The sequence below is a fragment of the Sphingomonas sp. ERG5 genome, from assembly GCF_000803065.1.
Taxonomy (GTDB): Bacteria; Pseudomonadota; Alphaproteobacteria; order Sphingomonadales; family Sphingomonadaceae; genus Sphingomonas.
Map to the genome: position 1 here is coordinate 16,252 of NZ_JSXI01000066.1, position 22,076 is coordinate 38,327.

The 22,076-nt window shown below is 61.0% G+C and carries 16 protein-coding genes; 14 read left to right on the top strand and 2 right to left on the bottom strand.

The window, feature by feature from the left end:
- Window positions 1-320 precede the first annotated feature (320 nt).
- The 13 genes from OO12_RS21300 (at window position 321) to OO12_RS21360 (ending at window position 16,651) form a co-directional block, all read left to right on the top strand.
- Complete coding sequence (locus tag OO12_RS21300; protein ID WP_235364943.1) at window positions 321-2,945, top strand: TonB-dependent receptor domain-containing protein; 2,625 nt, start codon at window positions 321-323, stop codon at window positions 2,943-2,945.
- Window positions 2,946-3,056: 111 nt separating this feature from the next.
- Entirely contained in the window at window positions 3,057-4,979 is a 1,923-nt protein-coding gene (locus tag OO12_RS21305; protein ID WP_200887531.1) for a S9 family peptidase, read from the top strand.
- A gap of 50 nt (window positions 4,980-5,029) precedes the next feature.
- On the top strand, window positions 5,030-5,971 hold the full coding sequence (locus tag OO12_RS21310) for an amidohydrolase family protein (protein WP_160296874.1): 942 nt from the start codon (window positions 5,030-5,032) through the stop codon (window positions 5,969-5,971).
- Between the two features lie 91 nt (window positions 5,972-6,062).
- Complete coding sequence (locus OO12_RS21315) at window positions 6,063-6,536, top strand: RNA polymerase sigma factor (protein WP_034160774.1); 474 nt, start codon at window positions 6,063-6,065, stop codon at window positions 6,534-6,536.
- Between the two features lie 26 nt (window positions 6,537-6,562).
- Entirely contained in the window at window positions 6,563-7,468 is a 906-nt protein-coding gene (locus tag OO12_RS21320; RefSeq protein ID WP_160296875.1) for a FecR family protein, read from the top strand.
- Between the two features lie 101 nt (window positions 7,469-7,569).
- Window positions 7,570-10,506, top strand: a complete 2,937-nt coding sequence (locus tag OO12_RS21325; protein ID WP_160296876.1) for a TonB-dependent receptor — start codon at window positions 7,570-7,572, stop codon at window positions 10,504-10,506.
- 138 nt (window positions 10,507-10,644) lie between these two features.
- The gene (locus tag OO12_RS21330; RefSeq protein WP_034160775.1) at window positions 10,645-10,920 is read left to right on the top strand and encodes an HU family DNA-binding protein; all 276 of its coding nucleotides are present in this window, start codon (window positions 10,645-10,647) and stop codon (window positions 10,918-10,920) included.
- Window positions 10,921-11,431: 511 nt separating this feature from the next.
- Entirely contained in the window at window positions 11,432-12,235 is an 804-nt protein-coding gene (locus OO12_RS21335) for an enoyl-CoA hydratase/isomerase family protein (protein ID WP_052216148.1), read from the top strand.
- Window positions 12,236-12,541: 306 nt separating this feature from the next.
- The gene (locus tag OO12_RS21340; RefSeq protein WP_034160805.1) at window positions 12,542-13,480 is read left to right on the top strand and encodes an ABC transporter ATP-binding protein; all 939 of its coding nucleotides are present in this window, start codon (window positions 12,542-12,544) and stop codon (window positions 13,478-13,480) included.
- Window positions 13,480-14,199, top strand: coding sequence for an ABC transporter permease (locus OO12_RS21345; protein ID WP_034160776.1), 720 nt, complete (start codon window positions 13,480-13,482; stop codon window positions 14,197-14,199). Before OO12_RS21340 ends, OO12_RS21345 begins: the two co-directional genes overlap by 1 nt.
- Before the next feature lie 3 nt (window positions 14,200-14,202).
- Window positions 14,203-14,709 (top strand): hypothetical protein, encoded by a 507-nt coding sequence (locus tag OO12_RS27160; protein ID WP_052216149.1) that lies wholly within the window; start codon window positions 14,203-14,205, stop codon window positions 14,707-14,709.
- Window positions 14,710-14,952 (top strand): helix-turn-helix domain-containing protein, encoded by a 243-nt coding sequence (locus OO12_RS21355; RefSeq protein WP_034160777.1) that lies wholly within the window; start codon window positions 14,710-14,712, stop codon window positions 14,950-14,952. It begins immediately after the preceding gene.
- On the top strand, window positions 14,939-16,651 hold the full coding sequence (locus tag OO12_RS21360; RefSeq protein ID WP_052216150.1) for a serine hydrolase domain-containing protein: 1,713 nt from the start codon (window positions 14,939-14,941) through the stop codon (window positions 16,649-16,651). Before OO12_RS21355 ends, OO12_RS21360 begins: the two co-directional genes overlap by 14 nt.
- A gap of 361 nt (window positions 16,652-17,012) precedes the next feature.
- Here OO12_RS21360 and OO12_RS21365 read toward each other — a convergent pair whose 3' ends face one another.
- Window positions 17,013-19,907 carry a TonB-dependent receptor gene (locus OO12_RS21365; RefSeq protein WP_034160778.1) on the bottom strand — a complete coding sequence of 965 codons (2,895 nt, stop codon included), beginning with the start codon at window positions 19,905-19,907 and terminating at the stop codon, window positions 17,013-17,015.
- Between the two features lie 175 nt (window positions 19,908-20,082).
- On the opposite strand from OO12_RS21365, the gene agaR reads away from it, so the two are divergent.
- Window positions 20,083-20,859: a transcriptional repressor AgaR gene (agaR, locus tag OO12_RS21370; protein WP_034160779.1), complete on the top strand. Its 777-nt coding sequence runs from the start codon at window positions 20,083-20,085 to the stop codon at window positions 20,857-20,859.
- Window positions 20,860-20,862: 3 nt separating this feature from the next.
- Here agaR and OO12_RS21375 read toward each other — a convergent pair whose 3' ends face one another.
- Complete coding sequence (locus OO12_RS21375) at window positions 20,863-21,969, bottom strand: amidohydrolase family protein (protein WP_034160780.1); 1,107 nt, start codon at window positions 21,967-21,969, stop codon at window positions 20,863-20,865.
- Between the last annotated feature and the right edge of the window lie 107 nt (window positions 21,970-22,076).

Below are 22,076 nucleotides of genomic sequence, written 5' to 3' on the forward strand. Positions count from 1 at the left end.
GAGACTCACATGTCCGCCACCCTATCAAAGACCAAGCTTGCGCAGGATCGAGATGTGGAGCTCGGCCGGTACTGCGGCCAGTGGGTACGCGGTGTCGGCTGCCTTGGCCGATCAGCAGAGCCGAAATTGCCGAACTTCAGGTCGAGCTAACAATCTTTCATGCATTATGTCGGTTTTGTGAAACGCTTTCGTCTTCCCAGTGAAGGCCTGCGACGACGGATCGCCGGGTTACACAGGGGGTTCATATGATGCGATTTGGGAGCGTAATCGGAGCTTGCACGGCGATTTTCGCGTCAGCAGGCGTCTCGGCGCAGACGACAGTGCCAACGCAATCCGCTTCAGCCGGCGCGCCGGCTGCCGAAAACGAGGACAGCGACATCGTCGTGACGGGATCGCGCATTGATCGCGCATTCGATTCCCCGACACCGACCTTGCAGGTCACCGCTGCCGACCTCAGCATTGGCGCCCGAACCAACGTGGCTGCAGCGCTCAACGATTTGCCGCAGTTTCGCGCCACCACCTCGCCGCAGACCACCGGCACGAACACCAGCGCAGGCCAGGCACCGATCGATCTGCGCGGCCTCGGCATTAACCGCACGCTGGTGCTGCTCAACGGTCGTCGCCTCTCGAGTGACAATGATCTCAACGCCATCCCGACCGTGCTGATCAAGAATGTCGATATCGTGACGGGCGGCGCGTCGGCCGCCTGGGGATCGGGCGCTGTTGCCGGTGTCGTCAACATCACGCTCGACAGCAAGTTCACCGGCGTGAAGCTCGGCGCACAGGCCGGCATTTCGAGCTATGGCGACGCGGCCGAGCATCGCTTCGAAGCGGCAGCCGGGACACCCTTCGCCGATGGGCGCGGCCATTTCATCATCGGCGGCGAATATCTGAACAACAATGGCGTCATTCCAAAGGTCAGCCGCCCCAATGCCGGCCGCTGGGCAGCGATCTCGAACGGTAAGGGCGCCTTCGTACTGACGCCCGACGTCGGCTTCTCCAACGCGGCTTACGGCGGAATCATCCTGTCGGGCGCGCTGTCAGGCAAGGGCTTCAATCCCGATGGAACGCTGCGTCCGATCAATTATGGCGTGGTCAGCGGCACCAACATGATCGGCGGCGAAGGCCCGTCGAACGATGATCTCAGCCCACTCGTCACCCCGCAGCGCCGCTACAGCATGGTCGCCCAAGCGACCTTCGATCTGATGGACAATCTGACCGTGACCGGGGAACTGCGGCGCTCGCGGATGTGGAACAACTATATCTGGTTTGGCGACCACAACCGCGGCAATTTGACGATCAAGTCGGACAATGCGTTTCTGCGGCCGGAAGTCCGCGCGGCGCTGGCCGCCGCCGGACAGACCAGCTTCACCTTTGGCCGCTTCAATTCGGACCTGTCCTACTCGACGATCGACTTCGAGCGGAAGAACACGCAAGCCACGCTCGCAATCGACGGAAAGTCGGGCGACGGCCGCTGGCGTTATGGCGCTTATTACAGCCGCGGCCAGTTCGATAACAACATCGACACACCAGGCTTTCTGCTGACCAGCAACTATGCACAGGCGGTCGATTCAATCATCAGCCCTACCACGGGCCAGCCGATCTGCCGCATCGCGCTGACCAACCCCACCACCAATTGCGTGCCGGTCAGCCTGTTCGGCCTTGGCGCGCCGTCACAGGCGGCGATCGACTATGTGACCGGCACGCCCCAGTCGCGCTCACGCACCACGTTGGACACGGCGGGCGCGAGCCTGAGGGGCGAGCCATTCGATCTGTGGGCCGGGCCGGTTTCGATCGCGGTCGGCGCGGAATGGCGCAAGGAGGCAATCGATGCCCGTGTCGGCGCGCTCGATCTCGCCAAAGCGTTCACCACGTTCAGCTTCTCGCCGCTCAAAGGAAGTTTCACCGTCAAGGAGGCTTTCGCCGAGGTGCTGGTTCCGCTGGTACGCGACGTGACGCTGCTCAAAAAGCTTGAGTTCAACGGCGCAGCCCGCATCTCGGACTATAACACGACTGGTTCGATCTGGTCCTGGAAACTGGGGATGACCAACGAATTCTTCCCCGGGGTGAAGGGCCGTGTCACGCGCTCGCGCGACATCCGGTCAGCGAACCTGAGTGAATTATACACTCAGTCGACCACCGGGTATAACACCCTGACCGACCCGGTGACCAACACCAGCGTCTATGTGCTGTCAAACGGCGGCGGCAATCCCGATCTAAGGCCGGAAACCGCCGATACCTTCACCGCCGGGCTGGTTCTGTCGCCCATCTCGCGCCTCAATCTGACGCTCGATTATTATGACATCCGTATCAAGGATGTGATCACGACCATCGCCGCGCAAGACCTGGTGACGCGCTGCTACAATGGCAACCAGGCAATGTGCGCCCGGGTCGAGCGCAACGCAGCGGGCACCATCGTCCGAACCGTCTCGACCTTCCTGAACCTGGCTGAATACCAGACCGACGGGATCGATGCCGAGCTGAGCTATGTCCTGCCAGTCCGCGGCATTTCATCGGCACCGGGCAATGTAACCTTCCGCGTGCTCGGCACCTGGGTCAACAATCTCAAGACCGACGATGGCGTGAGCAAGATCGATTATGTGAAATCGCAGGGTTACTCTTTCGGTCTGGGCGTTCCCGAATGGCGCGTAAATACCAGCATCGGTTATCAGGACGAAACCTTCGGCGCGATGCTGCGTGCACGGTATCTTTCGGCCGGCAATTACAACAGCACCGTGAACCTCGTGAATAACCGGATTCCAGCCTACACCTATTTCGATCTTCAACTGAGCACCCGTGTTCCCGTGTCTCACGGGCCGCAAATGGAGTTCTACCTCAACGCGTCGAACCTGTTCGACAAGGATCCCCCGGTCAGCGCGCTCTACTCGCCCTATTACGACGTGGTCGGGCGCTACATCACCGTGGGCGCGCGAGTGCGCCTCTGACCATCAGCCTGTTGAAGATTCGCCGCCGGCCGGCCTGTACCGCGCCGGCGGTTTCCAGCTTTCGGGAGACGGTACATGATTGCACGTCACATTTTCGCTACTTCCCTGGTGATGGTCGCCACGCCTGTGCTGGCCGACACCCCGAAATCCATCGTTCCCAAGCCCGCCGCAATCGTCATCGACGGACCTCCGCCGGTAAGCGAAGCGTTGACGGCTGAAACGCGCCCCTATCTCGAGGCGCGTAAGGCTGTGTTCCAGGGCTGGAACGCCGCGGATCGATCGATTCTGGTCAAAACACGCTTCGGCAGCACCGATCAGTTGCACGTCGTCGCGACGCCACAGGCGATGCGACGGCAGGTCAGTTTCGAACAGGAGCCGATACTGGCCGGTTTTCGCGCGCCCGGCAGCGATGGCACGCTGGTAGTCCAGAAGGATGTCGGTGGCGCCGAATTCTTTCAACTGTACCGCCTTGAGCACGGCCGCCTCGTGCTGCTCACCGACGGCAAGAGCCGGAACTGGTTTGGCGCATGGAGCCCGGATGGCCGCTTGATCGGCTATACATCGACACGACGCAACGGCACCGATTCCGATATCTATGTCATGGACCCGCGCAAGCCGGGGAGCGACCGGCTGGTCGCCCAGGTCGATGGCGGCGGCTGGAGCGTTGCTGACTTTTCAGCGGACAGGAAGACCGCGCTCATTCTCAATCGCAAGTCGATCAACAACGCGATCGTCTATGAACTCGACCTCGCAAGCGGCAAGCTCCAGGCAATTGCGGGCGCAAAGAAGCCGGCATCCTATGTGGCGCCGCGCTATGCGGCTGACGGCAAGATATGGGTGACCTCGGATGTCGCATCCGACTTCCTGCAGCTCGGCACGCTTGATCGCGCCGGCCAGTTTGCGCCCAAGTCCACAGAGCCGAAATGGGATGTCAGCGATTACGCGATCGCGCCCGACGGCAGCTTCATCGCCTATGCGATCAATGAAGCCGGCATCAGCCGCTTGCGCGTGATGGACGTCTCAACCGGGGTCACGCGCCCGGTAGCCGGCCTGCCTGCCGGCGTGATCCCCTATAGCATCGGTTCCGCGATCGCGATCGCCCCCTGGGGCGCGATCGGGCTCAGCATATCATCGGCGCGCGTCGCCGGGGATGTCTTCTCGGTTGATCCTGCGACGCTGGCCGTGACCCGATGGACCGAAAGCGAGACGGGCGGGCTCGATGCTGCGGCCAATGTCGACCCCGAACTGGTCGAGGTGAAGAGCTTCGATGGCGAAACGGTTTCGGGCTTTCTCTATCGGCCCGATCCGACACGCTTCCCCGGTCGCCGTCCGTTGGTCGTCGATATTCATGGCGGCCCTGAAGGTCAGTCGCGGCCCGACTATCGGGGAGCGGACAATTATCTGCTCAACGATCTGGGCATCGCCCTGTTCTACCCCAATGTCCGCGGCTCGACCGGGTTCGGCAAGCGCTTCGTCAATCTCGATAATGGCCCCGACCTGCGCGAGAATTCGGTCAAGGATATCGGCGCGATGCTGGACGCGCTGGGCAAGGACAACACGCTCGACCCTAGCCGCTTCGCGGTCTCCGGCATGTCCTATGGCGGCTATATGTGCTACGCTTCGGCGGTCCATTACAGCCCGCGGATCAAGAGCGCGAGTTGCTATGTCGGCATCTCCAACTTCGTGACTTTCCTCGAAAGCACCCAATCCTATCGGCGCGATCTTCGCCGTGTCGAATATGGCGACGAGCGCGACCCGAAACAGCGCGCCAAGCTGATCGCGATCTCGCCGCTCACCAGCGTCGACAAGATCAGCGTGCCGATCCTGATCGCCACCGGCGGCAATGATCCGCGCGTCCCCGCGTCCGAGGCCGAGCAGATCATCAAGGCGATCCGCGCCAAGGGCGGCACCGCCTGGCATGTGCTCGCGCAGAATGAGGGGCATGGCTTTCACAAGAAAGAGAATGAGGACTATTATTTCTGGAGCCAGATCCAGTTCTGGAAGCAGACGCTGCTCGGCGACGGGGCGCGATGATCGTCGACCGCGCGCTTCGGCGCGCGTGCTTCGCAGTGAGCCTGATACTGATGGCGCCGCTGTACGCGGCGGGCGGACGATCGCCCGCCGTGATCGTCGATCACCATGTACATGTTCACTCTCCGGCGATCCTGCCCATCCTGTCCGCATATTGCGCGAGCCCGGGCAGGACCAGCAAATGCGACCCCGATTTCTCCAGCCCATTGACGGCAGATGATCTGCTGCGGGCGATGGATGCCGCGGGCATCAAGCGCGCGCGGGTGATGTCGACCGCCTATTTGGCGGAAAGCCCGTTCATGACGCCCCCTGCCCCGGATCATGTGGCGATCATGCGCGCGGCGAACGATTTCACCGTCGCGCTGGCCCGTGCCCATCCCGACCGGCTTGACGCCTATATCGGCGTCAATCCGATCACATCGACCGCGCTGCCGGAAATCGAACGCTGGCGCGACAACCACCATGTCGCCGGTCTCAAACTGCATCTCGCCAATGCGCGCTTCGACTATCACCGGCCCGATCAGGTGATGATGCTGGCGGCAGTATTTCGGGCTACGGCATCCGCGCATCTCCGGATCATGGTCCATATGCGCAATCAGGCCGCCGGCTATGGCGCAGAGGAAGCCCGGATTTTTCTAAGGGACGTGTTGCCGGCCGCGCGCGGCACGAACGTACAGATCGCGCATGCCGCTGGCTGGGGCGGTATCGACCGCCCCACTCTCGCGGCACTGGGCGTCTTCGCCGACGCCTGCGAACGGGATCGAGCGATGTGCGCCAATCTCCGTTTCGACCTCGTCGCGATCAAACCCGGCACGGTATCGAACGAAGACAGGGCGGCGCTCGTCGCCCTGATGCGCAAAATTGGCCTGAGCCATTTCGTGCCCGCTTCCGACTGGCCGTTCGCGCGCGACCTGGGTGCCTATTATGCCGCGTTCGAGACGCTTCCGCTGACGAGCGCCGAATGGCGGCAGATCGCCAGCAACATCGCCCCCTGAAGACAGGGCCCGGCACCAGGCATCCCCCTTCCAACACAAATAATGTCGGATTTGGGCAGCGGGATCGTCTACGATATGTGTGGGGAACGCGATGAGCCAATTGAGCGAGATGTTACGGCATGTTCGGGCCACCTTGCGACGCCGCGGCGTCGCCGATCAGGACGCCGACGATCTGGTGCAGCAAGCCTTTTTGAAGGTGGGGCACTACGAACAAAAGCATGCGGTGCGGTCGCAGGAAGCTATGCTCGTCAAGGTTGCCGTCAACCTCTCGATTGATGAGGGGCGTCGGGAGCGCCGCGCGCCGTTTTCAACCGGGAATGTTTTCTCGATCGCGGATGCCGCTCCCGGCCCGGAACAGGTGTTGCAGTCCCAGGCGCGGCTGAAACACGCCGCCGCCGGCCTGGATCAATTGCCCGAACGGACACGCCGCATCCTGCTTCGTCGGAGACTCGACGGCGCAAATTATGCGACGATCGCTAGAGAAGAAGGGATGTCGGTCCCCGCCGTAGAAAAACAGGTCGCCCGAGCGACCATGGAGATGATGACTTGGATGGAGCAATGGTGATGCGAGGAAAGGAGGAGCGAGCGCGATTGAACGCGGAAGCGTCCGCCTGGCTCGCCCGAGTACATGGTCCTCATGGCGCGGAAGCTGATGTACCGTTGCAGGACTGGCTCAGGGAAGATCCCGCGCATCAGGAGGCGTTCGAACGCGCCGTCGACTTATGGGAACTCTTGCCCGGAGCAGCCGCCATCTCCGATTCCACTATAGAATCCCCGACGCCAAGGCGGTTTATGCCGCTGGCGATCGCCGCGTCGATACTGGCGGTCGCTGCCACGGGCGCAATGACGGTCTATCTCAACCAGGCCCCGGTCTTCGACACCGGCACCGGCGAACAGCGCACAGCGACCTTGAAGGACGGCAGCAGGATTGCGCTCAATACCGACAGTCATGTCACGGTGAATTTCGCCAGTGATAAACGGCAAGTCTCGCTCGACCGGGGCGAAGCGATGTTCGACGTGGCCCATGATGCAGCGAGGCCGTTCATCGTCACCGCTGGCGACGAACAGATCAAGGCGCTAGGCACAAGCTTCGTCGTCCGGCGTGACGGTGATCGCGTGCGCGTTACCCTGCTCCGCGGCAAGGTCGAGGTTACCCGCAAGGGCGAGCGCCGCCAATTGCTGGCCGTGCTCGCGCCGGGCGAGCGCGTGTCCGCAGTCCCGCAGGCGCCGCCGGTCCTTGATCGCCCGGCGCTTGACGCCGTCACCGCCTGGCGTCGCGGGGAGATCGTGTTTCGTGATACCCCCTTGTCCGACGCCGTTGCCGAGGTGAACCGCTATGGACAGGCGCGGGTGATGGTGAATGATGCTCGTCTGGGAGCCATTCCCATTTCGGGCGTATTCGCAACGGATAATGCGGCGGAATTTGCCGCCGCCGTGGCGCAACTCCACGGATTACGGGTGCGACGAGAAGGCGAAGCATTGCTTTTGACGCTGTAAGCCAGTCTCGGCACCATCAATGGTTTGTCGCAAGTTTCGTGGCGCTGACCGATCGGAGCTATGGGACGAGACGAGGGCGGCGCATGATTCATGGGGGCAAATTGATATGGCTGTCTGTGCTTGCCTGTGCGACGGCCTCCGTCGCCAGAGCGGAGACCGCGCCGAGCTTTCGCTTTTCGCTGCCGCGTCAGGATCTATCCCGGTCGCTCGAGGCAGTGGGGACCATCACGCGTTCGAACATCATCTTCGCCCCGGCGGCCATCAAGGACCGCACGGCCCCGGCGCTGACAGGCAGCTATAGCGTCCCCGAAGCACTCCGCCGCCTCCTGAAAGGCTCCGGTCTTGGCTTCAGCGTTACCACGGGCGGTTCCTATATCATCTCCCGTCGTACGAGTGACCGGCCTCCCCCCACCCCTCCCGTCTACACAAAACCGCCGGCGGCGGGGTTGGAAGAGACCGAACCGATCATCGTCACCGCGTCGCGCATCGATGCGCCGGGCTTCCAGGCCCCGACCCCGACATCACATGTGACCAGAGAGAATCTGAGCATCGGCGCGCGGTCGAACGTCGCCGCCGCGTTGAACGATCTGCCGCAATTTCGCGGGACCATTTCGCCGCAAACGTCGGGCACCAATACCAGCGCCGGCATGGCACCGGTTGACCTTCGCGGCCTGGGGATCAATCGCACGCTGGTGCTGCTGGATGGACGGCGCTTCTCCAGCGAGAATGACCTCAACACGGTACCCACCGTGTTGATCAAATCGGTCGACATCGTCACGGGCGGTGCGTCGGCAGCCTGGGGCTCCGGGGCGGTGGCGGGCGTGGTCAATATCGTGCTCGATGAGGATATCAGCGGACTCAAACTCGGCGCGCGGACGGGTATTTCGTCACGGGGCGATGCAGCGGAACAACGCTTTGAAGGCGCCGCTGGTGCGGCATTTGCCGATGGTCGCGGGCGCGTCACGATCGGTGCCGAATATCTCGACAATCGCGGAGTCATGCCCAAGACTTCGCGCTCAACGGTGGGGCGATGGGCCATCGTTTCGGCGGGAAACGGCAATTTCATGATCGCGCCGGACGTGGGGCTTGCAAATGCCGCCCATGGCGGATTGATCCTGAGCGGCGTGTTCGCGGGCAAAGCCTTCAATCCCGACGGATCGCTGCGCGATTTTCGATATGGGACGGTCATCGGCACCGACATGATCGGCGGGGAAGGCCCATCGAACGATGGCATCAGCGCGCTCGTCACGCCCCAGCGCCGATACAGCGCGCTCGGCCGTATCAGCTTCGCACCCAGCGACAGCATCAAGATCACGGCAGAACTGCGCCGCTCGCGCATGTGGAACAACTATATCTGGTTTGGCGATCACAACCGGGGCAATATCAATATCTCGCAGGACAACGCCTTTCTGTCGCCCGCGATCAGCGAACAACTGCTTGCGGCCGGTCAATCCAGCTTCAGAATGGGAAGGTTCAATTCCGACTTCCCCTTTCCCCGGATCGATTTCGAACGTGTGACGACACAAGGAACGATCGCGTTGCGGGGGACGATCGGCACCGGCTGGCGCTGGAGTGGTTATTACAGCCATGGCGAGTATCGGAATGACATCGATACACCCGGCTTCGTGATCGGAACCAATTTCAACCAGGCGGTCGATGCGGTGCGTGATCCGGCGACCGGTCAACCGATCTGCCGCGTCAAACTCACAGATCCGTCCAGCGCCTGCATACCCATTAATCTGTTCGGCGAAGGCGCACCGTCACCGGAAGCCCTGGCCTATATCACGGGCACGCCACGTCAGCGCGCCACGACCAAATTGGATGTCGGCGGGCTGAGCCTTCGTGGCGAACCCGTCACGCTCTGGGCCGGACCGATCTCGATTGCAGCGGGGATAGAGGCGCGGCGGGAATCGATCCGACAAGCGGTCGGCGCGCTCGATCTGGTCAGGGCGTTCCGGTTGTTCAACTTCGCCCCGATCTCAGGCAGTTTCACGGTCAAGGAAGCCTTTGGTGAAATCCTCGTCCCGTTGGTTCGGGACCGTCCGTTGCTGAGAAAGCTGGAGCTCAACGCGGCAGCACGCCTGTCAGACTATAATACGACCGGCCCAATCTGGTCATGGAAGCTGGGCGTGGTAAATGAACTCTTCCCAGGTTTTCGCGCCCGCTTCACGCGCTCGCGCGACATCCGGTCGGCCAATCTTCAGGAACTCTACACGCAACTCACCACGGGCTATAATACGATCGTCGACCCGGTTAAGAATATCAGCGTCTATGTGCTCGCCAACACCGGCGGCAACCCGAATCTGAGGCCCGAGACCGCTGCCACTCTTACCGCCGGCTTCCACTATGCACCGCCCGCGATCCCCGGCTTTCATCTGTCGCTCGACTATTACAAGGTCCGCATCGACAATGTCATCACGACGATCCCGGCACAGGATCTGGTCGTGCGCTGCTTCAACCATAATCAGGCGCTGTGCGCCTATGTCGAGCGCGACACCAACGGCAATCTCACGCGCACGATCTCGCCCTATCTGAACCTTGCCCAATACCGGACCAACGGGATCGACGCCGATCTCTCTCAGACGCTTCCGCTGAGCACGTTCTCCGACCTATCTGGCACGCTCATCTTTCGCGTGCTGGCCAGTTGGGTCGATAGCCTCACAACCGATGACGGTGTCAGCAAGATCGAATATGTTCGCTCACAAGGAAACTCCTTCAGCCTGGGCGTTCCCAAATGGCGGATCAATGGCAGCGTCGGTTATGATAGCGAAGACTTCGGCGCTCTGTTGCGCGCCCGCCACATCTCTTCGGGCAATTACAATTCCACGGTGCGGCTGCTCAACAATCATATCCCGGCCTATACCTATATCGATCTTTCCGCACGGACACGTGTCGCCGCTGGACCGCGAACGAGGATGGAGATTTATGCCAACATCACAAATCTCTTCGACAAACAGGCACCTGACGGATCGCTCTATTCGCCCTTCTACGATGTCGTTGGCCGATACTTTTCCATGGGAGCGCGGCTCGCCTTCTGAACGCTCGGAGCGCTCCTCGGCCCGGGTCGACCGTTATCGCGCAGCAGGAGGTAATCATGCGCTCGGCTCTCTTTTCCGATGGACCCGAATCATCTTCGCCGCTAGCGGGCGTGCCCTCTTTCCACAGGAGTATCCCCGATGAACAATACCGACCTCACCGACAAGATTGCCGCCGCCCATGACCTGACCAAGGCCGACGCCAAGAAGCTGATCGACGGCGTATTTGGCGCGATTGCCGATGCGGCCGCCGGCGGCGAGGAAGTATCGCTGAACGGCTTCGGCAAGTTCAAGGTCAAGGAGAGTCCGGCGCGGGAGGGCCGCAATCCGGCGACCGGCGCAACCATCCAGATCGCGGCATCGAAGAAGCTCGGCTTTTCCGCCGCCAAGGCGCTCAAGGATAAGCTCAACGGCTAATCGACAGCGATAAACCGGGGTGCTCCTTGAGTGAGGAGCACCCTTGCATTGCTCTTCTCATCCAGCAGCGGCGAGGCCCAATCCAACTGACAGGCTAGCCTGATCACCAGGGGGTAGGATCTGAACGGTTCTCCAAAGCCCCATTTCCACGCAGAAAGCTGGAAACAACGCGGCCAGAGACTGCAGAACCGCTGGGTTGCCCTCTAGACATGCGGTTGGTGCCACCCATCATTTCGACCAGGCTTGGCCGATTCAGGTCAAGATCGATCGCTTTGAGGCGATCAGCAGCCCTACAACTGACACGGCGAGACACTCCCCTGCTTTGTCGGCACGCACCGTCGATCAGCAGAATAGCGATCGCTGCCCTGAACATTACGGCTTTCTCAGCGATTCTCGCCATATTGCGGAAAAGCCTCAAGATAACATATAGTTCCGATCCTCTAACTCGCCGCGCTCCGCGAGCTTGAATTTATATAATAGTTAAATTACTCCCGCGCTCACGGAGGACAATATGAGCAATGTGCTTGAACATACCGAAGCCCATGTCGCCACAATCACATTGAACCGGCCGGAAAGGCACAACGCGCTTAACCAAGCCATGATCGAGCATCTTCGCGCAGCGCTGAACCAAGCGATGAACGACAATGACGTCCGCGCCATTATCCTCACCGGAACGGGTAGTCGTGCGTTCTGCGCTGGCCAAGACCTGGTCGATACGCTCGAGATGCAGGAGATAGCGGCGCGCGCAATCGTGGACGAGCTTCAGGACATCACCCGCCTTATCCTGTACGGGGACAAGATCGTGATCGGTGCCGTCAACGGCTGTGCGGTCGGCAGCGGGTTTGAGCTGGCGATGAATTGCGACCTTTCGATATGGTCGTCCACCGCAGGAGCATTTCTCCCTGAACTCGCGCTGGGTTTGGGTGCCTCCGGCGCATCGACCTGGCTCCTCCCCCATCTGGTTGGCTGGCACCGAGCCAATGCCCTGTTTTTGCTCGGAGAATGGCAGACAGCGCAAGCACTGCACACCATTGGCCTGGCCCATGCGGTTGTTTCCGGAGAGGATTTGAGAGACGAAACCTTCCGGCTCGCGACCCGCATTGCCGACCTGCCCCGAGAAGCCGCGTCCGCGCTCAAGCGCGCCAGAATCGCTCCTCATTGTGCCGCAATCGAGGATGCCCTTTGGAGGGAGGCCGAAAATCTGGTCAATCGCATGACGGATCCGGACACGCACAGGCGCATGCGGTGCCATTCCTCCGCCCTGAGCCGGAGACACCATTCATCAATATCGTCACATCTGCGAGAATCTTTATGAAAGCAGCACCGATACCTAGCGTCGAAGCGGAATGGACAGCCAGCGCGGCAGGGCACGAGCTGAATCCACCGCAGCGACGGCTTCGGCAATGATCCCTTCTTGAACAACGCGAAGTCCGCCAAGCGCCGAGGGCGTGAGTCGCAATCACACCCGATGCCATTCGTTTCACTTTCAGCTCAGCAGTCAGCGCGCCAATGCTAGAAAATGACTTTTTTCTAATGGCCTACGAGCCTCTCCCTGCGACCATTCCACGGGGTTGAATTTAACTATTAGTTAAATTACCTATCCATGCTCATGGAGGACAGTATGAGCCATCTGAGCAAGAACGATGCCCCCGCGATTGAGACTTACGGGCTGGGCAAGCGATTTGGAGGACAATGGGCGGTCGATGCGATCGACCTGCGGGTCGAGCCGGGTGAGATTTACGGGTTTTTGGGCTGCAACGGCGCAGGGAAAACCACTGCGATCCGCCTTATCCTGGGGCTGTTGCGCCCGACCTGCGGTATCGTACGGGTCTTCAACCATGACGTGGTGCGCGATCGGCGCGGTGCGGCGCGACATACAGGCTCGCTGCTCGATGCGCGCGCGACCTATGATCATCTGAGCGGGCGGGAAAATCTCGACTGTACGCGGCGCTTGCTTGGGCTTTCGGCGAAGGAAATCGACCGGGTGCTCGAGATCGTCGACATGTCCGCCGACGCCAATCGCCGAATGGCGCACTATTCGCTGGGCATGCGCCAGCGGCTGGGTCTTGCCCGCGCATTGCTGGGAGAACCCCGATTGCTGGTGCTCGATGAACCAATGAACGGCCTTGATCCCGATGGCATCCGCGATATGCGCGCCGCCATATCCCATCTGCCGGAACGAAGCGGTGTCACAGTGTTTCTCTCAAGCCATCTGTTGTCGGAGGTCGAGCAGGTCGCCACCCATATCGGCCTGATGCATGATGGCAGGCTTGTTCGGCAGGGCCCGATCGGCGAACTGCTGGGTCAGGCTTCACCTGAGCTCTTTCTGCGAACCGGCGACGTACCGAGAGCCTTACGGATTCTGCATGACGCTGGGTATTCGGCCACACCTGACGGGGACGGCGTGCGAGTGGACGTCTGTGGTAGCGATGCGGAAGCCGCGGTGATTAATCGCGGCCTCATAGAATCCGGACTGGAGGTGGCGGAGTTGGCTATCCGCGGTCGCACGCTCGAGACGCTGTACATGCAGACACGGCATGATCGAAAGGAGGCAGCGTGATGCTCACTGCCCTGTTCGTCGAATTCCGCAAACTCAAGGGTTCGCTGGCCTTGGTCCTGTGCCTTATCGCACCCGCTCTCGTCGCCATTCTCATGGCCCTGATCTGCTTGCGTCAGCCGGCGATGAGTTGGACCCTGGTGCTGACCGAAACGACCGGTCTCTGGTCCTTCTTCGTATTGCCCATGACGGTTACCGCGCTCAGTATCCTTCTCGCCCAGATCGAACACGCGCCGCGCGCCTGGGACCATATCCTCGCCTTGCCCATTCCGCGCTGGCATCTGTTCGCCGCGAAATCAGCGATGATGATCATCCTGATTGCGGTCATGTCGATATTGCTGGCGGTGGACGTCCGCATTGCAGGCGCATTGCTCGCCTTCTGGGATCCAGCAAGGGCTGCCACGGGCGGCTTCTCGTGGGAACTCGCCGCAAGGCTGCTGGGCAACATCTGGATGACCTCATGGTTCATGGGGATGCTCCAGCTCTGGGTTGCATTGTGTTTCCGGAGCTTCGTCGTCCCATTGACGCTCGGTCTTGGAGGCACGTTCGTAGCGGTTGCAACCTTTGGCGGACACGAAGCGATGTTTGTGCCATGGGCGATGCCGGTGAGCCTGCTCACCAAGGATGTGGCGCGCGCGGCGCTGGCGATACAGATGGGATTGCTGGGCGGTATGTTGACCTTTGCAATGATGCTGATTCATCTCAGCCGACGGGAGATCTGAGCTATGCCCGGTTCATCTGGCGCTGAACTCGAGCTTGTCCGTTTCCAGCGCCGGAATCGCCAGTTCTTCATCGGGACGACCGTGGTCATTCTCGGGATCACCGCGATCATGGGGGTGACGCTTGTCGCGATGATCCTCAAGGGTCACATTCTGCAGGCCTACACGATTAAACGCCTGGCCCTGATCTGGTCACCAGCCCTTTTCTATCTGTGGGCACTGTGGACGCTCAGGGGCATATTCGGCGCGCTTGCGCGGGGTGGGATCAGCTTCCAACCAATCATAACCAGCGCACTTGCCAAGGTCGGCTGGGCGCTGCTCCTCGGCGCGCTCGCATCGCTTGTTATGGGCCCGATCCAATTGTCGGTGCTCGAACATCATGTGACCGGCTGGTTCGCGACCTTCAATGTCCCCGTACTGACATTGGGCGTGGTCGGACTGGCGCTCATTGTGTTGGCGCGCATGCTCCGCCGGGCCGCGCGGATCGAAGCCGTTCTCGGAGATTTTGTCTGAATGCCAATCCGGGTAACGCTCGATGCGGTGCTGAATGCGCGAGGCGTCACCGCCAAGGCCATTGCCGAGCGCATTGGCATCAGCGAGACGCAATTATCGCTGTTTCGCTCCGGCAAGGTGCGCGGGCTACGCTTCACGACACTTTCCAAGCTGTGTCTCGTGCTCGATTGCGACGCGGGCGAGCTTCTCTCCTATCAACGCGATGAGAGTGATCTGCTGACCCCAGGCGATGACGATGGTTGAAGCGCATCTCCGCCTCACGCCTTGCAAGGGGCTCCTCGCGCTCCCCACTCTAAAGTTATCGGTAATCGCCGCGCTGGCTGCTGCCGCCTCGCCGGTCGTGGCCGCGCCCGTCGCTCAGGTGGACAGTGTCTTTGAGCGGTTCAGCAATCCGCGCGCTCCAGGCTGCGCCGTGGCGGTCGACCAGGGCGGGGCTACGGTATTCCAGAAGGGCTATGGTGCTGCCAATCTAGCCTTTGACATACCCATCAGCCCCGACACCGCGTTCGACATTGCCTCGACCACCAAGCAATTCACCGCCGCCGCCATCCTCCTCCTTGCGGAGGATGGCAAACTGTCGCTGGACGACGACGTCCATAAATATCTGCCGGAGCTTGCCGATTATGGCCGGTCGATCACGATCCGGCAGATGCTCAATCACACCAGTGGCCTGAGGGACTTCGTCACGCTGCTGATGTTCGCCGATGTCGACTTCGATGACGTCGTGACACCGGCTCAAGCGATGCAGATGCTAGCCCAGCAGAAAGCCCTCGACTTCATGCCAGGCGAGCGGCGCCAGTACAGCAATTCCGGCTACTTCCTTGCTGGCCAGATCGTCGAGCGGGTGTCGGGCCAATCGCTGCGCGATTTTGCGCAGCAGCGATTGTTCGGCCCCTTGGGCATGACCCGGACAGTTTATAACGACCGGCACAATGCGTGGCTGCCCCAGCGCGCTTCCGGCTATACGCCTGACGAAACCGACGGAGCTGTCTGGCGGCTGAGTGAGCCCAACTGGGAAGTCATCGGAGATGGTGGGATCGTTACGACCGTCGGCGACTTACTGATCTGGAACCGCAACTTCCGGACCCATATTGTCGGCGGCCCGCGCTTCTCGGCGCAGATGGAGCAGGTCGGCATTCTCAACAGCGGCGCCAGCTCCAACTATTCCCTAGGTCTGATGGTTGACGATCATGACGGCCAACCGATGGTGCATCATGGCGGATCCTGGGGCGGATATCGCGCCGAGCTTATTCGATTCCCCAAACGCGACCTGTCCGTGGCGGTGCTATGCAACAGTGCCTCAGCCGATGCCAGCGCATTGGCGATCAGAGTCGCCGACCTCTGGCTCGACACGAAGAAAATCACCAAACCGGCTGCGCACGAAAGGCCCCGGTCTGTGGTGGCGCCGGCGGATCGAACCACGCTGGCCGGCTGGGTGGGCGTCTATCGCAATGCTGATAGCGGCAGCCTGCGCACCGTGGAACTCAAGGGCGGGCACCTGGAAATCCTGGCCTTTGGCGGACGCTATGCGTTGACGCCCCGCCCGAGCGGCGTTTTCGAGCTTGTCGACGGACCATTCGAAGCGGATTTCAGCTTCGCGAAGCCCCTGCAGGCACCCGCCATGCTGACACAGTCGGCGATGGAACGAACCGTGACGTTCCAGGCCATCGATCTCGCGCACCCAACGACTTCGCAGATCGCGGGCTATGCAGGTGACTATGATTGCCCCGAGCTTGGCGTAACCTACCGCATCAGAGCCAAGAACGGCGTTTTGAGCCGCACCGATCCTCGCGGCAATGCTTGGACCTTCGATGCCCTGGACCAAGACGCTTTCGGATATGGCAATCTGACGCTTCATTTCACCCGCGATGCAGCCCAGCATATCATCGGGGCAACGCTTGACATCGGGCGGGTACGTAATCTTGCATGCAAGCGTCTCTAGGATCCAAACTCATCAAGTTGTGACTGTATCAAAATGGGCGTACAATCCGGCCGGTAGCTACGAGAGTGCGGGACTTTCGCTGCGCGTCTCCTACAATCGCCCTAGCGACTCCCTCACATCGCGCCAGAATCGCGGCAACCACCTGTACCGCAACCATGCTGGCAAACTCACTTTCCCGCGCGCCGTTCGCGACGAGGATTGCGGGAACGGCCCTTGGTAGAGTCGGTCCGGCGCCGGCGAGCCAGAAATGTTCCGGCACGCGTGGCGGGCGCAGGCACGGCAGCAAGGCTCGCCCTGGCGGCGATGCCTGTCGCCAGGAACGTCCGCCGATAAATGGGTACGCCCGCTCAACAGACCTTGATCACAAGCGACTGCGAATACCGAAAAAGAAGGAACGGCCCGAATATTCGTAGAAATTCGGCACATTCTCATAGGTGTTGAAGCGCTTGATCGCCGAACCGAGCAGATTTGAACCCTGCGCGTAGATCGACAGATTGTCAGTCAAATCATAGGACAGGCTGGCCGACATTTCGTGATAGGCGTTTTCCTTGACCGGCAGATACCCTAGATTGCCCGACTGCGCATAAGTGTAGCGCGACTGGTAACTGTACGAGACCTGCGCGCCGATACCATGCTTCTCGTAGAACAACTTGGTGTTGGCCGAGAAAGGGATCGCGCCGGGCAGGCCGGTCGTGACATTGCCCGAGGTCGCGCGCGAATGATTGTAAGTCAGGTTCGCCTGGACGCCGAAGCCATTGTCGAGGAAATACTGACCGCCGACCTCCAGGCCGTACACCTTGGCGCTGTCGCCATTGATCACCTGATATTCGACGAAGTTGAACGTCTGTTGCTGGTTGGCGGGCTGTGCCGTGGGCTTGATCACGACATCGACGGGCACGGTCGAGACGAAATTGGTGATGTGCTTGTAAAAGGCGGCGGCCGTCAGCGCGAGGCGATTCGAGGGATAATATTCGAACGACACGTCGAACTGGTCGGCACTGGTCGGCTTCAAATTGGGATTGCCGGCATCGTAGATGATGAATGTGCCGGACTGTGCCGAGGTCGCGTCCTTGGCCGGCGACAGTTCACCGAAGCTCGGCCGCGAGATCGCCTTCGACGCGGCTAGCCGGACGCGGAAGCCATCTGTGATATCATAGGCGAAATTGACCGCCGGCAGGAGGCGCAGATAATCGCCGCCGCCATTGATCGCATCGACCGGGTTGAAGTTCACGTCATTGTCCTGCGTGCCGACACGCGGGATGATGCTGGCGATGCTGGCACCATAGCCGGTCGAGGAGACCTTGGTCGACACCAGACGCAAGCCGATGTCGCCGCGCCAGCGCGGACCGGCCAGGTTGAACTGCACATAGCCCGCCCAGGTCCGCTCCTTGATCAGATAGGAGGCGGGAAGGTCGGGCTGAATGACCTGAGTCGAAAAGCCGGCGGGATAGGGCGACAATGCGCAGCCCGGAATCGGCGTGCCGGTCGCATCGAGGCAGGAATTGGGATCGAGGATCGCCGGATTGTTGTCCGCACGGGGCAGCGCGGCCAGATAGGTATCGATGTCGAAATAGGGGAAATTGCGCGGGAAATTGCCCGGCAGCTTGGACAGGATATTGCCATTGCTCGGCCGTACCACCGACGCGCCCAGCTGGCCGAAAGTGAAGGGATAACCGCAATAATTGCACGACGTGGTGTATTGGTTGTCGATCGTCTCCACCGCCTTGCGGCGATCGGTCCAGGCACCACCGAAGGTGATCGACTTGAAGGTATCATTGTCGACTTCATAGGTCAGGTCGAGCTTCGCGCCTTGCGTGCGATCTTCGATATTCTGGCCCTGGATACCGATATAGTGCGCGCGGAAATCGTCATTGGTCGCTTGGCCGAGCGTACGCCCGCCGGGGATCGTGATGGCGAGGTCCGGGATGCCGCCATCACGCGCGGCGAAGACTGCAGATGCGCCGGGAATGCCGGCCACGACGAAGCGGTTTTGCCCACCCGTATTGTCGCGCGCCTTGCCGTAATAACCGTCGATCGCAACCTTCAAACGGGCGGTCGGCTGCCAATCGATATGGCCGCCGAGCTGATAGGTCTGGCTGTTGCGCGGCTCGTCAGTGGTCAGCACTTCACTGACAAGGTTGTTGATCTTGAAGCCGGTGACGACGTTGTTGGAATCGACCTTGATCGATGCCGGATCCCAGCGCAGCGAACCGTCATCGCCCAACGGGTTGAGATAGTTGGACGAACGATAATTGTGCTGCCTGACCTTATACCGGCTGTAGATGCCGTCGATCGTCAGCTCGAAATTGCTGGACGGCTTCCACTGGAACGCGCCCGCCGCGCCGATCCGCTCGCGCTCACCCTGCACGGTACCGACGCTGTAATAATCGGGCCAGATATAGGCCGGACCATTGGCGTCGGGATTGATCCGACCATCCCGGTTGAAATCGACGCCATAGGCTGCTTCCGTCCCGTCGGTGATCGAATATTCGCCGAGATTGTCAGTGCGGAACTTGTACTTGTTGTAGCTCGCGCCAACCATCACGCCCATCGTGTCGTCGGCGAAGGTTTTGCTGACCACGCCGGTGATCTTGTAGCCGCCCTTGTCGACGAAATCATTATACTGGCCCTCCACCGAAGCGGAGGCGTGCAGCCCGGTGCGGTCGAGCGGGCGCGCGGTGCGCAGGTTGATGTTGCCGCCGATGCTGCCCTCCAGTTCCGACGAGCGCACGGCTTTCTGCACTTCCGCGCCGGAAATGATTTCCGACGGCAGCACGTCGAAGGCAAACGAACGATCGGTGCCGTCGGTCGGCAGGATGCGCCCGTTCAGCGTGGTAATGGCGAAATTCTCGCCGAGCCCGCGCACCGTGATCGAGCGGCCTTCACCGCGACCGTCGCGGCCAACGGTCACACCCGGAATATTGGCCAGCGCCTCGGCGACGTTGCGGTTGGGGAACTTGCCGAGCTCTTCGGCGGAAATGGCATCGACGATCGTATCGGCATTGCGCTTCGCCTGGATCGACCGCAACAGGCTGCCGCGCACACCGCGCACGATGATGTCGGGGCCGACACTATTGTCCGACGCGCCGGAGCCGCCAGTCTCCTGTGCGGAATCGGGCAGCACCGTCGCGGGATCGGTTTCGGCGGTGGAGGATTTGGCGTCGTCGGCTTGCGCCACCGCGGTGGATGCCGTCAGCAACGCCGCCGCACTGACCCCGGTAAGCACCACATCCCGCCAAATGCGTCGTCGCGTCATAGCCATTCCCCTTGGTCGCTGCACAATCTCCATTCCCGAGTGGATTCGTGCGATTTATTGCGATTTGGTATCGCGATCGTAGCGAAACTGTCAAATAGAAAAGAAACGAAACTTGTTAGTTTGTTGTGCGAGCGATTTTAGGCTGATAAGCAAATGCGGAACAGGAGGAGCCCATATGTCCGTCACTCGGGACACCAGCGGCCGGAGACAGCAAATCAGTGCCTTGGTACGTGAACGCGGTAGCGTGCAGGTGGTGCCGCTGGCCGAGCGCTTCGGTGTATCGATGCAGACGATCCGGAAGGATCTGCATTATCTGGCAAAGCGCGGCATCGCCGAACGATCCTATGGCGGAGCGATTGCCGCCGACGCGGTCAATGTCGCTGCCGAACCCCCGGTCGAGGCCAAGCGCGTGATCAATGTCAATGAAAAGGCGCGGATCGGCGCGCTGGCAGCCGCAATGGTGATGCCGGGTGATTCGATCGTGCTCGATTCGGGCACCACCGCACTGCAGATCGCGTTACACCTGACCGATATCGACGATGTCACCGTGCTGACCAATGACCTGGACATTCTATGCGCGCTGGCGGGCAAGGATCGGATCAACGTCGTGATGCTGGGCGGCGCGCTGCGGCGGCGCAACCGCGCCTTTTATGGCGCGCAGACCGAGAGCGCGCTTGACGATCTGCATGTCGACAAGCTGTTCCTTGGTGTGGACGGGTTCGATATCGAGCGCGGCATCACCACCCATTTCGAACCCGAAGCGGTGCTCAACCGAAAGATGGTCAAGGCGGCCGGGCAAGTGATCGCGGTGAGTGATCACTCCAAGTTCGGCCGCGTCTGCCTGCACCGCATCATGAACGTCGCCGAGATCGACGATCTCGTCACCAATGCCGCCGACGCCGGCATGCAGGCCGCCGCCGACCGGCTGGGCTTCCGCCTTCACATCGCCTGACCCTCACCCCTTCAGTTTGAAAAAGCGCTGGGCATTCTTCCAATAGATCTTGTCGATCACCGCGCGGGGCAAATCCAGCCCTTTGGCATCGGCATTGATCGCATCGACCCGCTGGCTGAGCGGCGTCGCAAGATAGCGCCAGTCCGCGCGCCACACCTGGTCGGCCTCCTTGACGAAATCGCCTTTGGCGGGCGGGTTCTGCGCGCGAGCGGCAGGATCGGGCGGGCTGTCGGTCAGGTCGGTGCCGTACAGGATGCGATCCTGATATTTGACGAAGAAGGCGCGCACCTTGGCGATATCTGCGTTAGATTGGACTTGCAGGTTGGACATCCGTGCCGCGAGATCCACCACCGTGTTGGGATAGCGATCAAAGAACCGCGCCAGTTCGTCCACGCTCCATTCGAGGCTCGCCATATGCGCGCCGTCAAAGGCAAGCCTGGGATGGCGGGCAACGAACCGATCGCGCGCCGCCATCAGCGCCTCGTAGCTCGGCTCCTTGGGGTGGAGATACATGTAATATTCGGGATGTTCCTTGAAATAGGAGCGGTCATTCTCGGTCGTCATCTGGTCAAGCGGTAGCCAGCAATTCTTCGGCTCGGCCTGGTGCGCGATCAGCGGCACGCCGCGTTTCTCGATATGCGCCATCACGCCGCCGAAGCGCGGATCGTCGAGGAACACGCGCCTCCCCTGCGCATCGGTGGCGACCATGCCGATATTCTTCCACACCTTCACGGCCACCGCGCCGCGCGCAAACGCATCATCCAGCGCACGGTTGGTGCGCTCGGTCCAGCCCGGCGTCCCGAAGCCCTGCATCGACAGCGTGGTGGCAAAGTGGAAGCGCCTGGCATCGCTCGCCCGCATCTGATGCGCGACCGCCGCCTGCTCCGACACCAGCGGGAAATCGGGATAGTCGACATTGATCGACAGCAGCTCGATGCCGTCGCGCCGTGCCACCTCCAGGAAGCGTGGATCGTTGACATTGGCATGGACGTGCGCGTCGAACTTGGCGACCTGTGCGAAATCCGCCTCGCTATAACCCGGCGCCGGCGCCGCCGCGCCGATCAGCAACACCGATGTCGTCAACACCATGGCGATCCTCAATGAACGCATTCCCCAACCCCTGAATCAAACTAAACGAAAGAAAACGATCAATTAAATTGCGAATATGGTTTGCGCCGACCCTGCGGTTCGTGCAACATCTTTCTTAGACGGTCGCC